16 protein-coding genes and 1 riboswitch are annotated in these 18821 nt (G+C 37.8%); of the genes, 8 read left to right on the plus strand and 8 right to left on the minus strand.

Going from position 1 to position 18821, the window contains the following annotated elements; translation table 11 throughout:
• Positions 1 to 58 precede the first annotated feature (58 nt).
• Positions 59 to 1849 (plus strand): oligoendopeptidase F, encoded by a 1791-nt coding sequence (gene pepF / locus HBN42_RS06305; RefSeq protein WP_165994225.1) that lies wholly within the window; start codon positions 59 to 61, stop codon positions 1847 to 1849.
• A gap of 253 nt (positions 1850 to 2102) precedes the next feature.
• On the opposite strand, the gene HBN42_RS06310 is transcribed toward pepF, so the two are convergent.
• Positions 2103 to 2483, minus strand: coding sequence for a DUF4430 domain-containing protein (locus tag HBN42_RS06310; RefSeq protein WP_165994226.1), 381 nt, complete (start codon positions 2481 to 2483; stop codon positions 2103 to 2105).
• The gene (locus tag HBN42_RS06315; RefSeq protein WP_165994227.1) at positions 2470 to 2970 is read right to left on the minus strand and encodes an ECF transporter S component; all 501 of its coding nucleotides are present in this window, start codon (positions 2968 to 2970) and stop codon (positions 2470 to 2472) included. The genes HBN42_RS06310 and HBN42_RS06315 overlap by 14 nt, the downstream gene beginning before the upstream one ends.
• Positions 2971 to 3300: 330 nt before the next feature.
• On the opposite strand from HBN42_RS06315, the gene HBN42_RS06320 reads away from it, so the two are divergent.
• From HBN42_RS06320 to HBN42_RS06340, 5 genes are all read left to right on the plus strand, one after another.
• Positions 3301 to 4146 carry a glycoside hydrolase family 25 protein gene (locus tag HBN42_RS06320; protein WP_165994228.1) on the plus strand — a complete coding sequence of 282 codons (846 nt, stop codon included), beginning with the start codon at positions 3301 to 3303 and terminating at the stop codon, positions 4144 to 4146.
• 278 nt (positions 4147 to 4424) lie between these two features.
• A riboswitch (TPP riboswitch) is annotated at positions 4425 to 4524 on the plus strand.
• Between the two features lie 46 nt (positions 4525 to 4570).
• The gene (gene thiT / locus HBN42_RS06325; protein WP_165994229.1) at positions 4571 to 5134 is read left to right on the plus strand and encodes an energy-coupled thiamine transporter ThiT; all 564 of its coding nucleotides are present in this window, start codon (positions 4571 to 4573) and stop codon (positions 5132 to 5134) included.
• Positions 5135 to 5230: 96 nt separating this feature from the next.
• Positions 5231 to 5704, plus strand: coding sequence for an aminoacyl-tRNA deacylase (locus HBN42_RS06330; protein WP_165994230.1), 474 nt, complete (start codon positions 5231 to 5233; stop codon positions 5702 to 5704).
• 2 nt (positions 5705 to 5706) lie between these two features.
• Positions 5707 to 6072, plus strand: a complete 366-nt coding sequence (locus HBN42_RS06335) for a YccF domain-containing protein (RefSeq protein WP_165994231.1) — start codon at positions 5707 to 5709, stop codon at positions 6070 to 6072.
• 13 nt (positions 6073 to 6085) lie between these two features.
• Positions 6086 to 6718 (plus strand): histidine phosphatase family protein, encoded by a 633-nt coding sequence (locus HBN42_RS06340; protein WP_165994232.1) that lies wholly within the window; start codon positions 6086 to 6088, stop codon positions 6716 to 6718.
• A gap of 155 nt (positions 6719 to 6873) precedes the next feature.
• On the opposite strand, the gene HBN42_RS06345 is transcribed toward HBN42_RS06340, so the two are convergent.
• The gene (locus HBN42_RS06345) at positions 6874 to 7773 is read right to left on the minus strand and encodes an HAD family hydrolase (protein ID WP_165994233.1); all 900 of its coding nucleotides are present in this window, start codon (positions 7771 to 7773) and stop codon (positions 6874 to 6876) included.
• A 173-nt stretch (positions 7774 to 7946) separates the two neighbouring features.
• Here HBN42_RS06345 and lysS point away from each other — a divergent pair, with 173 nt between their 5' ends.
• Together lysS and HBN42_RS06355 are read left to right on the plus strand one after the other, a co-directional pair.
• Positions 7947 to 9437 (plus strand): lysine--tRNA ligase, encoded by a 1491-nt coding sequence (gene lysS, locus HBN42_RS06350; protein ID WP_165994234.1) that lies wholly within the window; start codon positions 7947 to 7949, stop codon positions 9435 to 9437.
• Positions 9438 to 9583: 146 nt separating this feature from the next.
• On the plus strand, positions 9584 to 12631 hold the full coding sequence (locus HBN42_RS06355; RefSeq protein WP_165994235.1) for an AAA family ATPase: 3048 nt from the start codon (positions 9584 to 9586) through the stop codon (positions 12629 to 12631).
• 107 nt (positions 12632 to 12738) lie between these two features.
• Here HBN42_RS06355 and hutG read toward each other — a convergent pair whose 3' ends face one another.
• The 5 genes from hutG to HBN42_RS06380 all read right to left on the minus strand — a co-directional run bounded on the left by hutG (position 12739) and on the right by HBN42_RS06380 (position 18817).
• The gene (hutG, locus tag HBN42_RS06360; protein ID WP_165994236.1) at positions 12739 to 13734 is read right to left on the minus strand and encodes a formimidoylglutamase; all 996 of its coding nucleotides are present in this window, start codon (positions 13732 to 13734) and stop codon (positions 12739 to 12741) included.
• Between the two features lie 58 nt (positions 13735 to 13792).
• Entirely contained in the window at positions 13793 to 15064 is a 1272-nt protein-coding gene (locus HBN42_RS06365) for a bifunctional folylpolyglutamate synthase/dihydrofolate synthase (protein WP_165994237.1), read from the minus strand.
• Positions 15065 to 15276: 212 nt separating this feature from the next.
• The gene (gene hutH / locus HBN42_RS06370; protein WP_165994238.1) at positions 15277 to 16818 is read right to left on the minus strand and encodes a histidine ammonia-lyase; all 1542 of its coding nucleotides are present in this window, start codon (positions 16816 to 16818) and stop codon (positions 15277 to 15279) included.
• 12 nt (positions 16819 to 16830) lie between these two features.
• On the minus strand, positions 16831 to 18174 hold the full coding sequence (locus tag HBN42_RS06375) for an APC family permease (RefSeq protein WP_165994239.1): 1344 nt from the start codon (positions 18172 to 18174) through the stop codon (positions 16831 to 16833).
• A 22-nt stretch (positions 18175 to 18196) separates the two neighbouring features.
• Positions 18197 to 18817, minus strand: coding sequence for a HutD family protein (locus HBN42_RS06380; RefSeq protein WP_165994240.1), 621 nt, complete (start codon positions 18815 to 18817; stop codon positions 18197 to 18199).
• Positions 18818 to 18821: the final 4 nt, after the last annotated feature.

Genomic DNA, 18821 nt, shown 5'->3' on the forward strand with positions numbered 1-18821 from the left:
ATCAGATCTAAATTCTGATATACTATATCTAACCATTCTACTACAAAAGGAGCCAATTATGGATTTAAAAAAACGTTCTGAATTCCCAGAAGCAGAGCTATGGGATCTAACTGCTTTGTATAAGGACAGAGAAGATTTTTTATTAGCTATTGAAAAGTGTCAAGAAGATGTTCGCCTTTTTAAAAAGAACTATGAAAACCAACTGAAGCAAGTAGAAGACTTTGAAAGTGCCTTAGAAGAAATTGAACAAATCTATATTCAGATTAGTCATATTGAAACCTATGCCTTCATGCCTCAAACAACTGATTTTTCTAGTGAAGAATTTGCCCAGATAGCTCAGGCGGGAGATGATTTTATAACAAAAGCAAGTGTACAGCTCAGCTTTTTTGAAACAGCCTTGGCTACTGCCAGTCAGGAGATCTTAGACCAGCTGGAAAAAAACAGTCATTACATAGCACTGATCCGACAAGCCAAGCTTCGCAAAGACCATTTACTTGAGCCAGCTGTTGAGAAGGCTCTGACTAACCTTCGCGAAGTTCTCAATGCTCCTTATGATATCTACACCAAGATGCGGGCGGGAGATTTTGAAATGGACAGCTTCTGCGTGGATGGTAAAGAATATAAGAATAGCTTTGTTAGCTATGAAAATTTCTACCAAAATCATGAAAATGCCCAAATCCGTGAAAAAGCTTTTCGTTCCTTTTCTAAGGGTCTGTCTAAGCATCAAAATGCTGCAGCTGCTGCCTATCTTGCCAAGGTTAAGTCTGAAAAATTAATTGCAGACATGAGAGGCTATAAGTCTGTATTTGATTATCTCCTTGCTGAACAAGAAGTGGATCGTCAAATGTTTGACCGTCAGATTGATCTCATTATGACAGAATTTGGCCCTGTTGCTCAAAAATTCCTAAAACATGTTGCAAAGGTTAATGGTTTAGATAAGATGACCTTCGCAGACTGGAAACTAGATATTGATAATGAACTTAATCCCGAAGTGTCTATTGAGGATGCTTACGATTTAGTAATGAAATCGGTAGAACCTCTAGGAGAACAATACTGTCAGGAAATTGCCCGTTATCAAAAAGAGCGCTGGGTTGATTTTGCAGCCAATGCCAACAAAGATTCTGGTGGCTATGCAGCTGATCCTTACAAGGTTCATCCTTATATTTTAATGAGTTGGACAGGCCGCATGTCAGATGTCTATACTCTGATCCATGAAATTGGACATTCCGGCCAGTTTATCTTTTCAGACAATCATCAAAGTTACTTTAATACTCATATGTCTACCTACTATGTCGAAGCTCCTTCAACCTTCAACGAACTTTTGCTCAGTGACCACTTGGAACAACAATTTGATGATCCCCGTCAAAAACGCTTTGCCCTAGCTCATCGTCTAACAGATACCTATTTCCACAATTTCATCACACATTTGCTGGAAGCAGCCTTCCAAAGAAAAGTTTACACACTTATTGAGCAAGGAGGCACATTTGGTGCCGAACAATTGAACAAGATGATGAAAGAGGTTCTCACTGAATTCTGGGGTGACGCCATTGAAATTGATGACGATGCTGCCCTAACTTGGATGCGTCAAGCACACTACTATATGGGCCTATACAGCTATACTTATTCAGCAGGCCTTGTGATTTCTACTGCTGGATTCCTTAACCTTAAAAATAATCCTACTGGTGCTAGTGATTGGTTAGACTTCCTAAAATCTGGAGGCAGCCGCACACCTTTAGAAACAGCTAAATTGATTGGAGCCGATATTTCAACAGATAAACCACTTCATGATACCATTGCATTCTTAAGTGACACTGTTGACCAAATTATTGATTACTCCAAACAGATCTAAGCATATAAAAAAAGATGACAGTAACTTTATCATCTTAAAATTGAAGAAAAAGGCCCTTGTGGTCTTTTTTTCACTATTTTTCTATGAATACTGAACTTGCTTGTGCTTTCTTATTTCTAGGCACAAGGATAAAAATGTCCACTGGACTTGCTTGTGCTTTCTTATTTCTAGGCACAAGGATAAAAATGTCCACTGGACTTGCTTGTGCTTTCTTATTTCTAGGCACAAGGATAAAAATGTCCACTGGACATTTTTATTTAACTACGTCTTGATAAAATTCGATCTTGTCCCCATTTTTGACTTTTTCTTCATTTGCTGCCTTTGAGGCCAATTTATCATTTATTTTAAAGAGCCAGTATTTCTTTTGAGCTGGTTTTTCTTTATGTCCGTCAATTTCAGTGATATAGCCATTCTTTTCTTTAACCTTATAATTGGCCTTCAAAAGATCCAGGGCGCTGTCACCTTTTTTAAAGCGGACTTTTTCGTCAATGATATTGGTGTCCTCTTTAACAATTAATCTGGCAATTCCTTTACTCTCACTGCTTTCTTTACTGTGATTTGTATTAGGATTTTGACAAGCCACTAGACAAAGTGACAATAGTGATAAAAATAAGGTAATGCTATATTTTTTCATGACTTAACCTCCTAAAAATGGAAAAGAGAATGGGATAAAAGATAAAAGTTGATAAAGCGTGAATTAAAGTGAAGCTGAGACCACTAAGAACATAAGTCCACCAAGGCATACTATAAAGATAAGCAAAGCAGGAATCAATAATAATGCCATAACAAATAGCAGAAAGAGCTGCCAAGCCAGCTTGAACACCTAACCTATAGACCCTTATTTTCTTTGACAGAGGATAAAAGACATAAAGCCAGATAAAAAAGACAATACTAAAGGAAGAAATTTGCCAAAATACCCAAGGTCCAAAGCCTAGAAGAAAAGAACTGATCAGCATACAGATCATCATGACCAAGAGTGATTCATAAAGACCATAAAAAATGGAAATCAGCAAAAAGAATGCCATAATGGGCTGAACATTAGGCAAATTGCTAAAGGCCATTCTTAAGACAAAGGCTAAGGCTGAAAAAATGGCGATCCTTGTTAGTTGTTTAGTAGACATAACATTCCTCTCATTCCTAACCTTTATTATGACAAAAAATAAAGATCTTGACCAGTTTCTTGAACAGAGAGTTTACTCATTCATTTAAGAAAAATGATAAAGAGTTTAGGAAGATTAATAAGCCTCAGTCTTAATATAGGTATAAGCTATATAGTTTCAAGGATTTCATATAAATTCAAACTAAATAATAACTTTTTAAAAAGTTTGGCACTGACTGCTGTCATGCATTTTTGAATTTATCCTAGACTGAAAAACTTAAATTGAAAGATAATATAAGAATCTAAAGGGCTAATTTTGATTTTTTTAATCTTTTAGGGTACAATATCAATAATGAGAAGAAGAATAAAGCCTATTGTAGTGCTAATCTTCTTTATCTTAATTGCTCTTTTATTAATTATTGGGAAAACACATTCAAATAATCTCAAAGAAAAGGAACTTCGTACAGCAAAAGCAAGTGTTCCAATAGTTTCCAGCAGTTCTGATAAAAAGACCTCAAGCACTTCTGACACTGAAGAATTTGTCCTAAATCCTATCATTGATGTCTCTGGTTGGCAACTTCCACGTGAGATTGATTACGACCTCTTATCAAAGAACATTTCTGGCGCTATTGTTCGAGTCTTTGGCGGATCCCAAATTACTTCTCGAAACAATGCAGCCTACAAAACTGGTATTGATAAGTCATTTAAAACACATATTAAAGAATTCCAAAAGCGTAATATCCCTGTTGCGGTCTATAGTTACGCCCTAGGTTCTAGTACAAAAGAAATGAGGGCTGAGGCTAGAGCCTTTTATAAGAGTGCTTCTCCTTACAAGCCTACCTTCTATTGGATTGATGTCGAAGAAGCAACCATGAAAGACATGAATAAGGGTGTACAGGCTTTTAGAGAAGAGCTAGAAAAGCTAGGAGCTGAAAATATTGGCTTATATATCGGAACTTATTTTAGGGATGAACATGAAATCTCAACCAAAGATTTTGATGCCATCTGGATTCCTACCTATGGCAGTGATTCTGGTTACTATGAAGCGGCTCCAAATACTGATTTAGACTATCATTTACACCAATACACCTCCCAAGGCTACCTCCCAGGATTTAACAATCCTCTGGATCTAAACCAAATTGCTGTCAATAAAGACACTAAAAGTACATATGAAAAACTTTTTGGCAAAAGTAAATAAAAAGACAGCTGTGCTCTTTTCAGAATGAAAACAAAGTGATGACTTTTCTTGATCATCACTTTTTTCTTTACTGCTTCTCAAGAAATCTTATGACAAACAAAGTTAGCAGCTGAAAACACTTTTTTTAGCTAGAGACCTGGAGCTTTGACCTTGGTATAAAATCCTAAAGTTACAGCTTTTACTCCCTCCACCTAAGAAAATCAAAAAGCTCTTGTGTTCTTTGAATGCCTTTTCTTGCAATATTGATGATAAGTTAGTATACTCATAGTATCAAATGAAATTTCACAAAGGAGTGCTTACAAAGCTGAGATCGCATCTGCGAAATCCTAAAGACCTGATCTTGTTAGTACAAGCGTAGGGATTGTGACCATGTTAACCATTAGTGAACTTGGGCTCTTTTTGTGAATAAAAAGGAGTTTTTTATATGTCTAAAAATACCAACATCAAGTATTTGGTTGAAGCCGCTATCTTTGCAGCACTAGCCATGATCTTATCTTTCATCCCTGATTTCTTTTCTTGGTTTAGCCCTTCTTATGGTGCTATCCCATTAGTTCTCTTTTGTCTGAGACGGGGATTGAAATATGGGCTCTTATCTGGCTTGATTTGGGGATTACTGCATTTTGCCTTAGGTAAGATTGCTTATCTAAGCTTATCCCAGGTGCTCATTGAGTACATCCTAGCCTTTATATCAATGGGAATTGCTGGTTTATTTTCTAATCAGATGAAGATCCAACTGTCTCATAAAAACAAAAGCACTGCTACTCTTTTTGCTATCATGGCAGCAACTCTTGCTATTGCCCTTAGATATTTTTGGCATTTTATTGCTGGTGTTATTTTCTGGGGCTCTTATGCACCAAGAGGAACCTCTGCAATCGTCTATTCCCTATCTGTGAACGGAACTGCTGCACTACTAACTCTCCTACTTCTTGTGATTGCACTAATCATCCTAGTACCTACCCAAGCACAATTCTTTTCACCAAAAGATTAATTTTCTCATCTACTTAACTGAATATATAAAAAATGGTATAATAATCTAATATGATTCTTATACCATTTTTCTATGAAAACCGTAAGGAAATAAGCCATGTCTAAAAAAGCAAAATTAAAGAAAACATTGGTTGAACAAATCCTTGATAAAGCCAATATCCCCTATCAAAGCCTTGCTATTAATGCTTTAAAAGATGATTTACCAAGTGACATTCAAAAATCAACTATCTATAAAACTCTAGCTCTAAGTGGTGATAAGACAGGTCCAGTCATTGGTATCTTGCCTATTACAGAGCAACTTTCTGAAAAGAAACTAGCAAAGCTTACCCATAATAAAAAAGTGACTATGATTCCCCAAAAAGATTTAAAGAAAACAACGGGGTATGTACATGGCGCTAACAATCCTGTTGGCATTAGACAAAAACATAAGTTTCCAATGTTTTTTGACCAAAGAGCCTTAGAAGACGAAAGTATTATTATTTCAGCTGGTGAGCTGGGGCGATCCATTAACATTAATAGTAGAGCTTTAGCGGATTTTGTCCAGGCAAGTTTTGCTGATATAAAGGAGTAATGATGAAAATTTTAGGAAATCTTATTTGGTTTATTTTTTCAGGCTTATGGGCTTGGGTGTCTTGGTCCCTTGTTGGACTTGTTTTTTGCATAACTATTATTGGCTTTCCAATTGGCTTACAATGCTTTAAAATAGCAAACTTTGGCCTTTTCCCCTTTGGAAAGGATATCGAAATCAGCCAGTCTGGAAGCAGTCTTATCTTAAATATTCTTTGGATCTTGTTCTGTGGTTGGGAACTTGCTGCATTACATTTAACTTCAGCATTATTGCTTTGTTCAACCATCATCGGCATTCCCTTTGCAGTCCAATCTCTTAAATTAGCTAAAATCAGCCTCTTTCCTTTTGGGGCACAATTAAAAATCTTATAGAAAGACATATAGCATGAAATTATATTTTATCAGACATGGTAAGACGCAATGGAATCTGGAAGGTCGCTTTCAGGGTGCCGGCGGAGATTCACCACTTCTTACAGAATCTTACCAGGAAATCAAAGTCTTAGGACAGTCTCTAAGAAACATTACTTTTGATGCTGTTTACTCTAGCGACCTCAAACGTGCTGTTGATACTACCCAATTACTGGTTTCTGAATTAGATCAGGAAGTTGAGGTCATTTATACAGAAGCTCTTCGTGAATGGAATTTGGGCAAACTAGAAGGTGCCAAAATCGCCACCATGAAGGCTATCTACCCTAACCAAATCTCAGCCTTTAGGCATAATTTAGCTCAGTTTCGTCCTGCTCTCTTTGATGCGGAATCCATTTACCAGACCACTTCACGTGTTAAAAATCTCATTCAGTCTTTTGAAAATAAAGACTATAAACATGTTTTACTTGTAGGACATGGTGCTAATTTGACTGCTTCAATCAGAACCCTTTTGGGCTTTGAACCGGCTCACCTAAGAGCTCTGGGAGGACTTGATAATTCGAGTTTAACCGTTCTAGAAACAGATGACTGTGATCATTTTGAATGTTTAATCTGGAATGATAAATCCTACCTAGAAGACAGTATTCATTAAAAATAAGGCAGAAAAGCTAAAAATTTAGATTGACTAAAATTCTCATTTTAGAGTATTTTCTTCAATCTTTTTATTTTTAAACAAGCAAAAACTCCCCAAATCACTGAACAACAGAGCTAGGGGAGTCTGTGAGCCATGATTGGCCTTTGACACTTTTAAGTGTATTTTAAGCGCAAGACTTTTTCTTGCTGCTTGTTTAAGCGTAGTAAAATGACGACTTTATCGATACTCATATTACTTTCTAACAAACGTTCAGCAGCCATCATCAAACCATTGTTCAAACCAATAGCCAAGATAGGGTTTTGATGGTCATTAACATCGAAGATAAATTTATTATCAGGTAGGTCAAAGAGCACTTTTACTGCTCCGAACAATTGTTCAAAGTTATCAATGGCCACATCGTAAACAGGCTTGGTTCCAGCTTTTAAGCTACGTCCCCTATGATTAAACCACATGGAATGCCAACCACCATTGAAGGCTCCCATAATGTCATTATCATAATAATCTCCAACATAGAGTGTGGTTCGTGGATTAAAGTCAAATTGCTCTGCAGCTAAATTAAAGATTTCTTTTTCTGGTTTTTGAAAGCCCGTTGACTGACTGACAATGACCCTTTTAGGATCTATATAGTCATATAAACCAAGTTTTTTGACCTTTTTTAATTGGTGTTCAGTGGGTCCATTGGTAATAATCCCCATAGGCACCCCCTTAGACTTCAAAAAGTCTAAGGTCATTCTCATCTCATCCAGCATGCTAATGTTTTCTAGCTCATTCTCATAAACCTCTTGGAAATGATTTCCAGTAGCCTCATCAATTTCTGGATAACCAAATTCTAAAAGAGTTTCCCGACAACGCCAGAATCTAAAGTACTCCGTTGTCCACTCTCCAGCCATTACCCTTGGAAAACCAATATCTGAATAATGACGAAAACGGATGTAGGCCTTATTCATCATAGACATGTCAAAATCTGGGAAGCATTTTTCCATAGCAATGCGATAGGGCGCTTGTTGGTCATATATAGTATCGTCTATATCAAAAACAATGGCTGTAATCATGATTCTCTTTTCCTTTTTTTAATACCTAGCTATTATACTATTTTTAGATGGCCATTTCAAACCGATCTTTAAACTGTTCAAAAACTCTAATCTTAGCTCTTAAAGAGCGAAAATAAGGTGTACTATCCCTCTATTTATGTTACAATAGGAGGGAAAACTTATTGGAGGAAACCATGTCAAACGAACATATGGAAGAATTAAATGATCAACAGATTGTCCGTCGTGAAAAAATGACGGCTTTGGCTGAACAAGGAATTGATCCTTTTGGTAAGCGTTTTGAACGCACTGCGGATTCAGCCCAATTAAAAGAAAAATATGCTGACAAATCAAAAGAAGAATTACATGAATTAGATGAAACTGCTATTATTGCAGGGCGCCTTATGACCAAACGGGGTAAGGGTAAGGTCGGCTTTGCCCACATTCAAGATCGTGAAGGACAGATCCAAATTTATGTCCGCAAAGATTCCGTAGGTGAAGACAACTATGATATTTTCAAAAAGGCTGATTTAGGTGATTTTCTCGGAGTTGAAGGGGAAGTCATGCGTACTGATATGGGTGAGCTTTCTATTAAGGCTACTAAGCTAACTCACCTTTCAAAAGCACTTCGTCCCCTTCCTGAAAAATTCCATGGGCTAACTGATGTGGAAACCATCTATAGAAAACGTCATTTAGACCTTATCTCTAACAGAGAAAGCTTTGATCGTTTTGTGACCCGTTCTAGAATCATCTCAGAAATTCGTCGTTACCTAGATGGTCTTGATTTCTTGGAAGTTGAAACACCAGTACTTCACAATGAAGCTGGTGGAGCTGCTGCGCGCCCATTTATAACCCATCATAATGCCCAAAACATGGACATGGTTCTACGTATTGCCACTGAATTGCACTTGAAACGTTTGATTGTTGGTGGAATGGAACGTGTTTATGAGATTGGTCGTATCTTCCGAAACGAAGGAATGGATGCAACCCATAATCCTGAATTTACTTCTATTGAGGTTTATCAGGCCTATGCTGATTTCCAGGATATTATGAACCTAACAGAAGGGATTATTCAACATGCTGCTCAGGCAGTTAAAGGAAATGGTCCTGTTTCTTATCAAGGTCACGATATCAAAATTAATGAACCTTTCAAACGTGTTCATATTGTGGATGCTATTAAGGAAATTACTGGGGTTGATTTTTGGCCTCAAATGTCCTTGGATGAAGCCATTGCTCTTGCTAAAGAAAAGCATGTTCCACTGGAAAAACATTTCACAAGTGTTGGTCATATCATCAATGCCTTCTTTGAAGAGTTTGTTGAAGAAACCCTTATTCAACCAACCTTTGTCTATGGTCATCCCGTAGAAGTTTCACCACTGGCTAAGAAAAATGCTGAAGATCAACGATTCACAGACCGCTTTGAGCTCTTTATCATGACTAAAGAATATGCTAATGCCTTCACGGAATTAAATGATCCAATTGATCAGTTGTCCCGCTTTGAAGCGCAGGCTAAAGCCAAAGAACTTGGTGATGATGAAGCAACTGGTATTGACTATGACTATGTCGAAGCTTTAGAATATGGTATGCCGCCAACAGGTGGTCTAGGAATTGGTATCGACAGACTTTGTATGCTCCTTACTGACACAACTACAATCCGTGATGTCCTACTCTTTCCAACTATGAAATAAATATGAAAACAGTGAGCTTTTCTTAGCCACTGTTTTTTCTTTTTCTATGTGAGGTTTTCTGCTAAAAAAGGCCACTTCTCCTGACTTGATAAATCCCTATTTTTGGTTTATAGTGGAATTACTAATTTTTGGAGGCGTTTTCAATAATGACCGATTTATCATTAAAACTATTGGGTAACCCAGCAATCTTTTTAGATAAGGAAGAGATCTACTTCTCTTTTTCTAAGATAAATGCTCTGCTCTACTATCTTATTATTAATGGGACTGTTAATAGAGAAGAAATTGCTGGTATCCTCTGGGAAAACAAAGACAACCAAACTGCCAAAAAGAACCTCAGAAACACCATTTATCAAGTCAATAAAATTTTGGGCAATGATTACATCATTTGCCCTAGTCGTTCTATCTTAACATTAAATACAGACTTGACCATAAGGAGTGATGTCCAGGCCTTTCTTGATAATCCCAATGATAACCTCTCACTCTATGAGGGCGAATTTTTACAAGGATTCTATTTAAAATCAAATGAAAGTTTTGACCTTTGGTTAGAAAAAATGCGCTCACGTTTTGAGCAAATTTATATCAAAAGCTGTTACCAGAAAATTGATCAAATGATTGCGGTAGCTAGTCTTGAAGAAGTTGAGGAAAATATTTTTCGCCTGATAGCCATTGATGAATACGAGGAAAAAAATTACCAGCTCTTAATGAGGCTGTATCAAAAACATCACAGGCCTGGAAAGGTTATTGAGACTTACTATAAATTAGTCAATCTCTTGGATAAGGAATTAGGCATTAGTCCAAGTGAAAAGACGCAGCAGATTTATGATAAAGTGATTGCTACAGATCGCAACGAGAAAAAGATAAAACAGTTCCTGAGAACAACCAATCACTTCTTTGGACGGGTAGCTGAAATCAATGCCCTGGAATCTTATTTTAGTAAAATTCTTAAAAGTAAAAGATCACGCACTATGATGCTGATTGGTGGAACTGGTATTGGTAAAAGAACCGTGACCAGACAGGTACTTGCCAATCAGACAAAGCATTTTCAAATTGTCACATCTGAATGCTTTAGTGAAGATCGCTATTCTCCACTGAGCCCCTGGCATGACATTGTAGATGGCTTAGGTGACCTGGTTGTCCAGCAGCAAATCATGACCCTGAATCAGTGGAAAACCATTCTTGAACACTACTTTCCTGATATTATTGATAGCAGTTTTAGCTATGATAGTATCAACCATAGCCAGGATATCAATCTTCTTTCTAATTTTATCACGGACGTGATCAAGAAAATCGCCTCAAAAAAACCCATTGTTATCCTCATTGAAGATGTCCATTGGATGGATACTAAGAGTATAGATCTCTTACAGTCTACTATCAATCATCTTAGCTCTTATCCTGTTGCCTTTGTGCTAACCAAATACCTGAGTTCAAGTAACCATCTGGACCGTTTTGTCAATCACTTTATCAGCCACAAACAAATTGATTTTATCATATTAAAGCCCTTATCTCGGACAGAAAGCCTGGACTACCTCAGAGACAAATTGGGTCATCTCAGCCTTTCTCCCCAGCTTTTTGACAGGATCTATGAGGTTAGTGAAGGTAATCCCTTTTTATTAACAGAATATACTACTGAGTTATTAGAGGGACAAAAATTTACACCCCTAACACCAGCTATTGAAGCCAAGTTAGCTTTAAAATTTGATTTTGTTGATAGCCATGAAGAAGAACTCCTCAGCTACTTGTCCTGTTTTCGTACAAGGGCTCCTATTTCCATCATTGCCAACTTAATCAACCTTAGCATAGAAGAAACTGTCAGCATTATCGAGCATCTCTGCCGCAAACATATCCTCATTGAAGACTGTATAGAGGATGAAGTGGTCATTGGCTTTAGTCAAAACATACTATCCATTTATACTTATGAGCAGTTATCCCTAGCTAAAAAAAGGATCTTTCACGCTCAGATTGCCCAGAGTATGGAGAAGTCTATCAATCTGTCCCATTATCAATCAGCTCTGCTGGATGAGATTACCTATCACTATAGACTAGCTAAGCAGCCTATCAAATCTTTGGCCTATTTGCTCAATTATCTGGAGGCTAGCCTGCATTTCCAGCATGAACTCTTTCCCATTTACTCTCAGATGATGGCCATTAGCAATCAACCTGATATAGACAGCCACAAGCTCATTCAAAAGCATTTTGAGATGATTAAAGAACAGTTTCAGAGCTTAAAAAATAAGTATGCCGAAACTAAAGAGTTTCGGGAGTTGATGATTCGTTTTCTCTATCTGGAAGGCTGCTATAAAATCAGAATTGGAGACTACCAGCAGGGCATTTCCAATATTCAAAAGGTTATTAAAGCCGCTACAGAATGGCAGCACAAAACCTATCTCTTAGAGGGTTACAGGCAGATTATCCACTATTGTATCCAGGTTGAAAATATACCTGAGATGCAGTATTACACAGAACTCTCCTTGGATGCTTCTGTTCAGGCCAATGACCATGAAGCCATAGCCATTAATCTAAGATTGAATGGTCTTTATTACCTGATGACTGGAAGGATTGATAAGGCTCAAAAATTATTAAAAGAATCCGTCAATTGCTTTAGTTTGACAAATTCCCTTAAGACAAAATATGCCATCCAGATTGCTGCAGCCCTTGATTATCTAGCAGAAATCCAACAGATCCAGGGTAATACAAATGAAGCCATGGCCTATCAAAATAAGGCACTCAGTCTGACAGCCAACCGCATTAATGAACCTTACAGTATTTCCTTCTACATTGGACTTGGGATGTCTTATTTTTACTTGCAGCATTATGAAAAGGCAGAGCATATTTTCATAACCTGTAAAGAAGCCCTTAAATCCTTTAGTTTCCCTTGGAAAGAGGTGCAATTAGAAGTTTATCTGGCACTCATTAAATGTTCCAAAAAGGATTATCAGCTCTTGATTGATGTTATCAGAAAGAAAGAATCCCTCATTGAACGCTATTCCAATCCTCGTGATAAGGGTATGATTTATTTCTTAATGGCTCTGACCAAGACCAGACTACTAAAGAAAGAAATTATCCATGAAGAATTGCAAGAGCTATTACAGAAAGATTTTGCCCACTACTATCATATTGCCAAAGCCAGCTTGAATCCTCACCGTGACTGCCATCAAGTCAAGGAACTTGACGCCTTGGCCAAAGAATTTCTGTAAGTTGAGAGTTTCCTTTCTTTGTAAGCTGACTATATTTCATAAACTTGTTATAAGATACTTTTTCTACATGACAAAGCCACTAGTTCTTTAAAAACTAGTGGCTTATTTTAATGTGCAATCTGCTTTTGAGCCAGAACCTGGGTCAAATAAAAAATAAGGGTAGCAGCCAAATTAGCTGTGTGGTTGTCAATATCATGAGGTGGTGAAACTTCTACAATATCAAAGCCAATCAATTTGCCACTGGCAGCAATATGCTGCAAGATCGGCAAGGCTAATTGAGGATCTAGGCCAAGAGATTGGATGGCACTGACCCCAGGGGCATAGCCTGCGGAGAAACAATCCATATCAATAGTTAGATACAGGTAAGGTCTGTCCCTTAGAAAGTCATCAACTTTCTGGCAAACCTTTTGATTACCAAGACTATGGATATCTTGCCCTGTTAAAAATTGAATGGCTTTTGACTTGGCTACAAAGTCAAATAAAAACAAATTATTACTGTGTTCCTGGATGCCTAGAACCATATAGGGAAAGACTTGATTGGCATTTAGACTATAATCAAACATTTGCCTAAAGCCTGTTCCTGAATTTGGTCCTGTTTGATCATAGGGACGCAAATCAAAGTGGGCATCCATGTTAATAACAGCCAGTTCTTTTTCTGAATCAATGGAATTTTTCAAGCCCAGATAATGCCCAAAGGCTGTTTCATGCCCTCCACCCAGAACTATGGGAATCAGGTTAAGAGCCCTTAGGCGTCTGACAGCTTGAGCCAGGCTCATCTGTAGTTCTTCCAGTGTTCTGTTGGGACCATCAATATCCCCAACATCATAGATCCTAACACTTTGGCCAAAATGCCAGGGCAGCTTGGCTACCTGAGTTCTAATGGCATCAGGGCCTTCTACTGCTCCGACACGACCATGGTTAATATAGACACCCTTATCACTTTTAAAGCCAATGAGGGCAAAATTAACCCCTTCAAATGGGCTTAGATCCTCCTTATTTAAATCCAAAAATTGAATCAGCATTCCCCATTTGGCATTATATAAGTCATCTTCTATGGCCCCTTGATAATAACTATATCTTCTAGGGAAATAGTTTTTTAGCATCCTATCCTTACCTTTCTATATGTGATCACTGAAGTCATTACTATTCCTATCAGACAACTTATTTGTCATCTGCCTTTTCTTTCTTTTCAAGGACTGCTTGACGAACCTGTGAAATAAAATAAAGGGAACCAGTTACCACAAACAAGTCATTTTCCTTGGCCTGATCCAACCTTTGCAACCAAGATTCAAAGTTAGAAACAGTTGGAAATTTTTCAGGATATGCTTCTAATGGCAGAGCTTTAGGAAATGGGAAGCTAGTCACCGTCACATCTCCTACTTCTTCTAGTTTATCTAACATAGCGTTGACAGGTTTTTTCTTTACAGCAGAGAACAAGAGGTGAACTTTTTTAGCAGAAAAGCTGCTCTTTAATAGGTCTACCAAGACTTCTATGCTTTCCATATTGTGAGCACCATCTATCATCAAGTGAGAACCTAAAAATTCTGTACGTCCCACCCATTTAGTCTTTTCTAAACCCTCTTTGATAGTATCCAGACTAAGCTTGGCATATTTTTCTCTTAGCAGAAGACTTGCCATGGTTGCCAGAGCTGCATTAGCCTTTTGGTGTTCTCCTAGCATGGCTAGCTTAATGTCCTTGATTTCAGTATCCTTATATTTAAAATCAAAGCTAGCCAAATTGTGACTAATGAAAAAGTCCTTATCCAATTGGTAACTTGGGCTTCCAGTAAGCTGACAGGTCTCTTTAAAAACTGCCGCCACATCATCACGATCTGTAGCATAAATAAAGGGTTCACCAGCTTTTAAGACGCCAATCTTTTGTTTGGCTATTTCCTTATGGCTATGCCCTAAAAATTCCTGATGGTCTAAGCCAATTGAGGGACATAAAACAGCTAAAGCATGAAAAACATTGGTGGCATCCCATAAACCACCCAGACCAGCTTCAATGATGGCAATATCAACAGGGCGTATCCTTGTAAAATAAAGAAACATCATGACTGTGATAATTTCAAATTCCGTTGCTGGGCTATAAGGCGTTTCCTTTGGAAGGCGTTCAACCACAGGCTTGACCTGCTCAACCAAGTCAATCAGCTCTTTTTCAGCTATCATTTTACCATTGACAGAGATCCGTTCTCTAAACTCAACAATAAAAGGCGAGGTAAAGGTTCCCACCTCATAACCACTCTGACTGAAGATATGTTGAAGGTAAGAGACTGTGGAGCCCTTTCCATTGGTTCCAACAAGATGGATGGCAGCTAAGTCTCTATGAGGATTGCCAAATTGTTTTAATAACCATTCCACCCTCTTTAGACCGGGTTTTTCACCCATTTTCACCTTACTATGAATCCACTTTAATGTTTCTTGATAGTTCAAGATTTCTCCTTTACAAATGACACTTTCTTCTTTTACGGACATATTATAACCAAATAGCTTTTGGACTGTCAAATAGCCTATTAAAAAAAGGAAGAGCCTGAAAGACCGAAGTACTTACAAACTCTTTTTCCTTTTTGCCGCTTCTTGAAATAGCAGAGCTTCTTAAGTTAAGAAAGCATCTCAAGTATTTGAAGGCGGACAATCACATGTTTTTAATATTGAATAGAGAGGTCAACAACCTCTTCCACAGCAGCCAAGAATTCTTTACTTTCAATCACCTCTGAGGCCTTATTCAATTCATCGTAGATTTCAATATCCTTATCAAATTCAATGAATTTAATGGCCTTGCGGATTTGGTCATAAGCCGGTTTAGTACCCTTACCAAGCTGTCCATTTTCAGGTTTTAGATCAAGGGCTTGGCAGGCTGCTAGAATTTCAGTTGCCACAATGCGACGTGAATTCTTCAGGATTTCACTAGCTTTACGCGCTGCAATTGTCCCCATACTTACGAAGTCTTCTTGGTTTTCACAAGATGGAATAGAATCCACACTTGCTGGGTGAGAGAGGACCTTATTTTCAGAAGCTAGGGCTGCGCAGGCATATTGGGTTATCATAAAGCCTGAGTTCAAACCTGGGTGTTTTACTAGGAAGGATGGTAATTTACTTAGGTTGGTATTAACCAGACGTTCAACACGGCGTTCAGAGACATTACCAATTTCTGAAATAGCAATTCCCAGGAAGTCAAAAGGTTGAGCCATTGGTTCACCGTGGAAGTTCCCTCCAGAGATAACATGACCATTTTTACAGATAATTGGGTTATCTGTAACAGAATTGATTTCAATTTCTACCTTTTCCTTAACATAGGCAATAGAGTCCTTGCTTGCCCCGTGAATTTGTGGGATACAACGAAGGGTATAAGGATCTTGTACATGATCTTGGGTTGCTTCTGTTGTATTCTTACTTCCTTCAATTAAGTTACGCATGTTGCGAGCTGTGGCCAATTGGCCACTTTGTGGACGGATAGTATGAAGTTGTTCTTCAAATGGGCTGGTGATACCATTATGAACTTCTAATGACAGAGCCCCAGCAATATCAGATATCTTCAATAACTGGATAGCATCATAGGTTGCTAGTGCACCAATAGCTGTTAGGACAGTTGTTCCATTAATGAGAGCAAGTCCTTCTTTGGCAGCTAGTTCAATAGGTTCAATGCCAGCTTTTTTCAAGGCTTCTTTACCAGTTAGTAGTTCACCCTTGTAATAGGCCTTACCTAAGCCTAGAACAGGAAGAACCATATGAGCTAGAGGTGCCAAGTCACCAGAAGCACCTAGTGAGCCTTTTTCAGGGATATAAGGATGAACGCCATTATTCAAAAGTTCAAGTAATTTTTCAATAGTTGACAAACGTATGCCTGAAAAGCCTTTAACCAATGAATTAATTCTAATTAACATGATGGCACGAACCGCATCTTCTGGTAAGGGGTTACCAAAACCACTAGAGTGGGTTCTAATTAAGTTTTCTTGTAACTGTGTTGTATCTTCAGGTGAAATACTGACATTACATAGGGAGCCAAAACCAGTATTAATCCCATAGACAACACGTTTTTCCTTGACGATATCATCAACGATCTTACGTGATTCTTTGACATCTTCTTTGGCTGCTTCATCAATCTGACATTTGACACCATCACGCGCTACTGCTACAACATCTTCAAGAGTTAAACTTTTTCCATCTAAATTAATCATTTTTGACATATTTACGACCTCCTAAACACCATCATGGTGATCAACCTTACTGACGTGGCCCTTACGTCCATGCATGACGTAATAAATTGTACTTGCGATTGCTACTCCGACTAATCCATAGAAGAGATTCATTGGATTGTCTCCGACAATCATCAATAAACTAATAATAACAGCAACAATAGGAATAACTGGACCAAATGGAACACGGAAGGTAACTTCTGTATTTGGTTCTAATTTACGCATTTTGATAACAGCTAAAGCTGTAGGGATGTATTGGAAGAAACGAAAGACAACACTAAGGGTAGCTAAGGTTTCAAAGGAACCTGTTAACAATAGGACAATAGCAATGGAACTTGCAATAGCAATAGCAACTATTGGAGCACCATTTTTATTTTGCTCTGCAATTTTAGCTGGCAATAAGCCTTCATCTGCAATGGCAGCACCAAAACGAGGTACCATGATAGATTCACCCATGTTCAAGCCAGTGATTGAAATAAGGGCACCAATGGACACCATCCAAGCACCAGCAGGGCCAATCATTTTAACAAAGGCGTCCTGAACTGGAGCATTTGAATTCATAATACTACCACCAAGCATGGCAATGGTTCCACCAATAATCAACATGTAAAGTACAGATACAATGGTAATTGAACTGAGGATAGCACGGGGAACATTTTTTTCAGGCTTTCTCATTTCACCGGCAACAATAGATAGGGTTTCAAATCCAATGAAGCCATAGAAGATGTAAACGGCTGTTTTTGATGCCGCACTAAACAGACTTTGTCCTGATTCTAATTGAACAAATGGTGTAAAGTTTCCAAGTCCATTTTTAAAGAAGAAAATGGCACAAACTGAGAAGGCAACTATTGGAATTAATTTAGCAATGGTTGCTGTAATGGTTAAAATTTTTGATGTTTTCAAACCCGCAACGTTCATCAAGGATAGTAAGATCACTAGGCCAACTGATAAGGGGATATTCCATCCTTCAAAGGAAGGAAAAGTAATGATAAACATCTTAGCAAATCCAGCCGCCATGGCTGCCCAAGCAAATATGGTAACAGCCCAGCCTAAGATGCCCACGTTAAAGCCAATGAAATCTCCAAATGCATGTTTTGAGTATTGGAAAGCTCCGCCATTTTTCCCAAAATAGCCAGAAACTTCTGCAAAACAGACAGCCAGCATAATGGTTAAGATTGCTGTTCCCAACATAACAAGGATAGAAGCAGGTCCTAAGCCTTTATAAATACTCTGTGGTAAAAGAAAGATTCCAGAGCCAATTACAGCATTGATACCGTACAATGTTGCACCGCTTAAAGAAAATTTAGCATCTTCTCTTTCTTTTGCGCTAATTTTTTTTGAATCCATAATATTGCTCCTCCTTAAAGAGCTATAAATCATGCAAACTTAATCCATTTCTGTATGATAACCCTGTCCAAACAGCCAGCATTGATTTTTTTCCATCATGGATCGGTGATAGATGAATCCTTATCTTTGCTGCTTGAGTGTTTTGTTTAACTATAAGTAAATTATTTGCTTGTAAAAATCCGCTATCTTTCCCTTCAATTTGATAATTTAAATCATTTAAAGCATAAATGATCTGGATAGGATTATTGCCACAAATAGGATCGTTATTGCTAGCAATGGCCATTATCTGACCGTCATACTTATTATTATACATCAAATTGAAATCTTTACATTCTCCTACGCTGAAAACTTTTTCATGTCCTTCAAAATAATAGCTTTCAAAAGGCTGTAAGATCTTCACTTCCTTTTTATCAGCATTTTTTAAGCTAATGGAATGATCAAGAGTCATAATCAAACGATGATAACTACTGACATCTGAAAAGACTGTTGTCGGTTCTTCCACACTGGCAGTGGATAAGCGGTAATCAAAATTTTTTTCTTTGTAGCTACTTGAACGAGGAAAAATCAAGAGTTCTCTTGTCTTTCCTCCTGACCAAAGGGACTCCTTAAAATCATTATCAGTCACTATTTTAATGTCTATCATCTTT

Origin of the sequence: Streptococcus catagoni (assembly GCF_011421425.1) — a bacterium.
GTDB lineage: Bacteria > Bacillota > Bacilli > Lactobacillales > Streptococcaceae > Streptococcus > Streptococcus catagoni.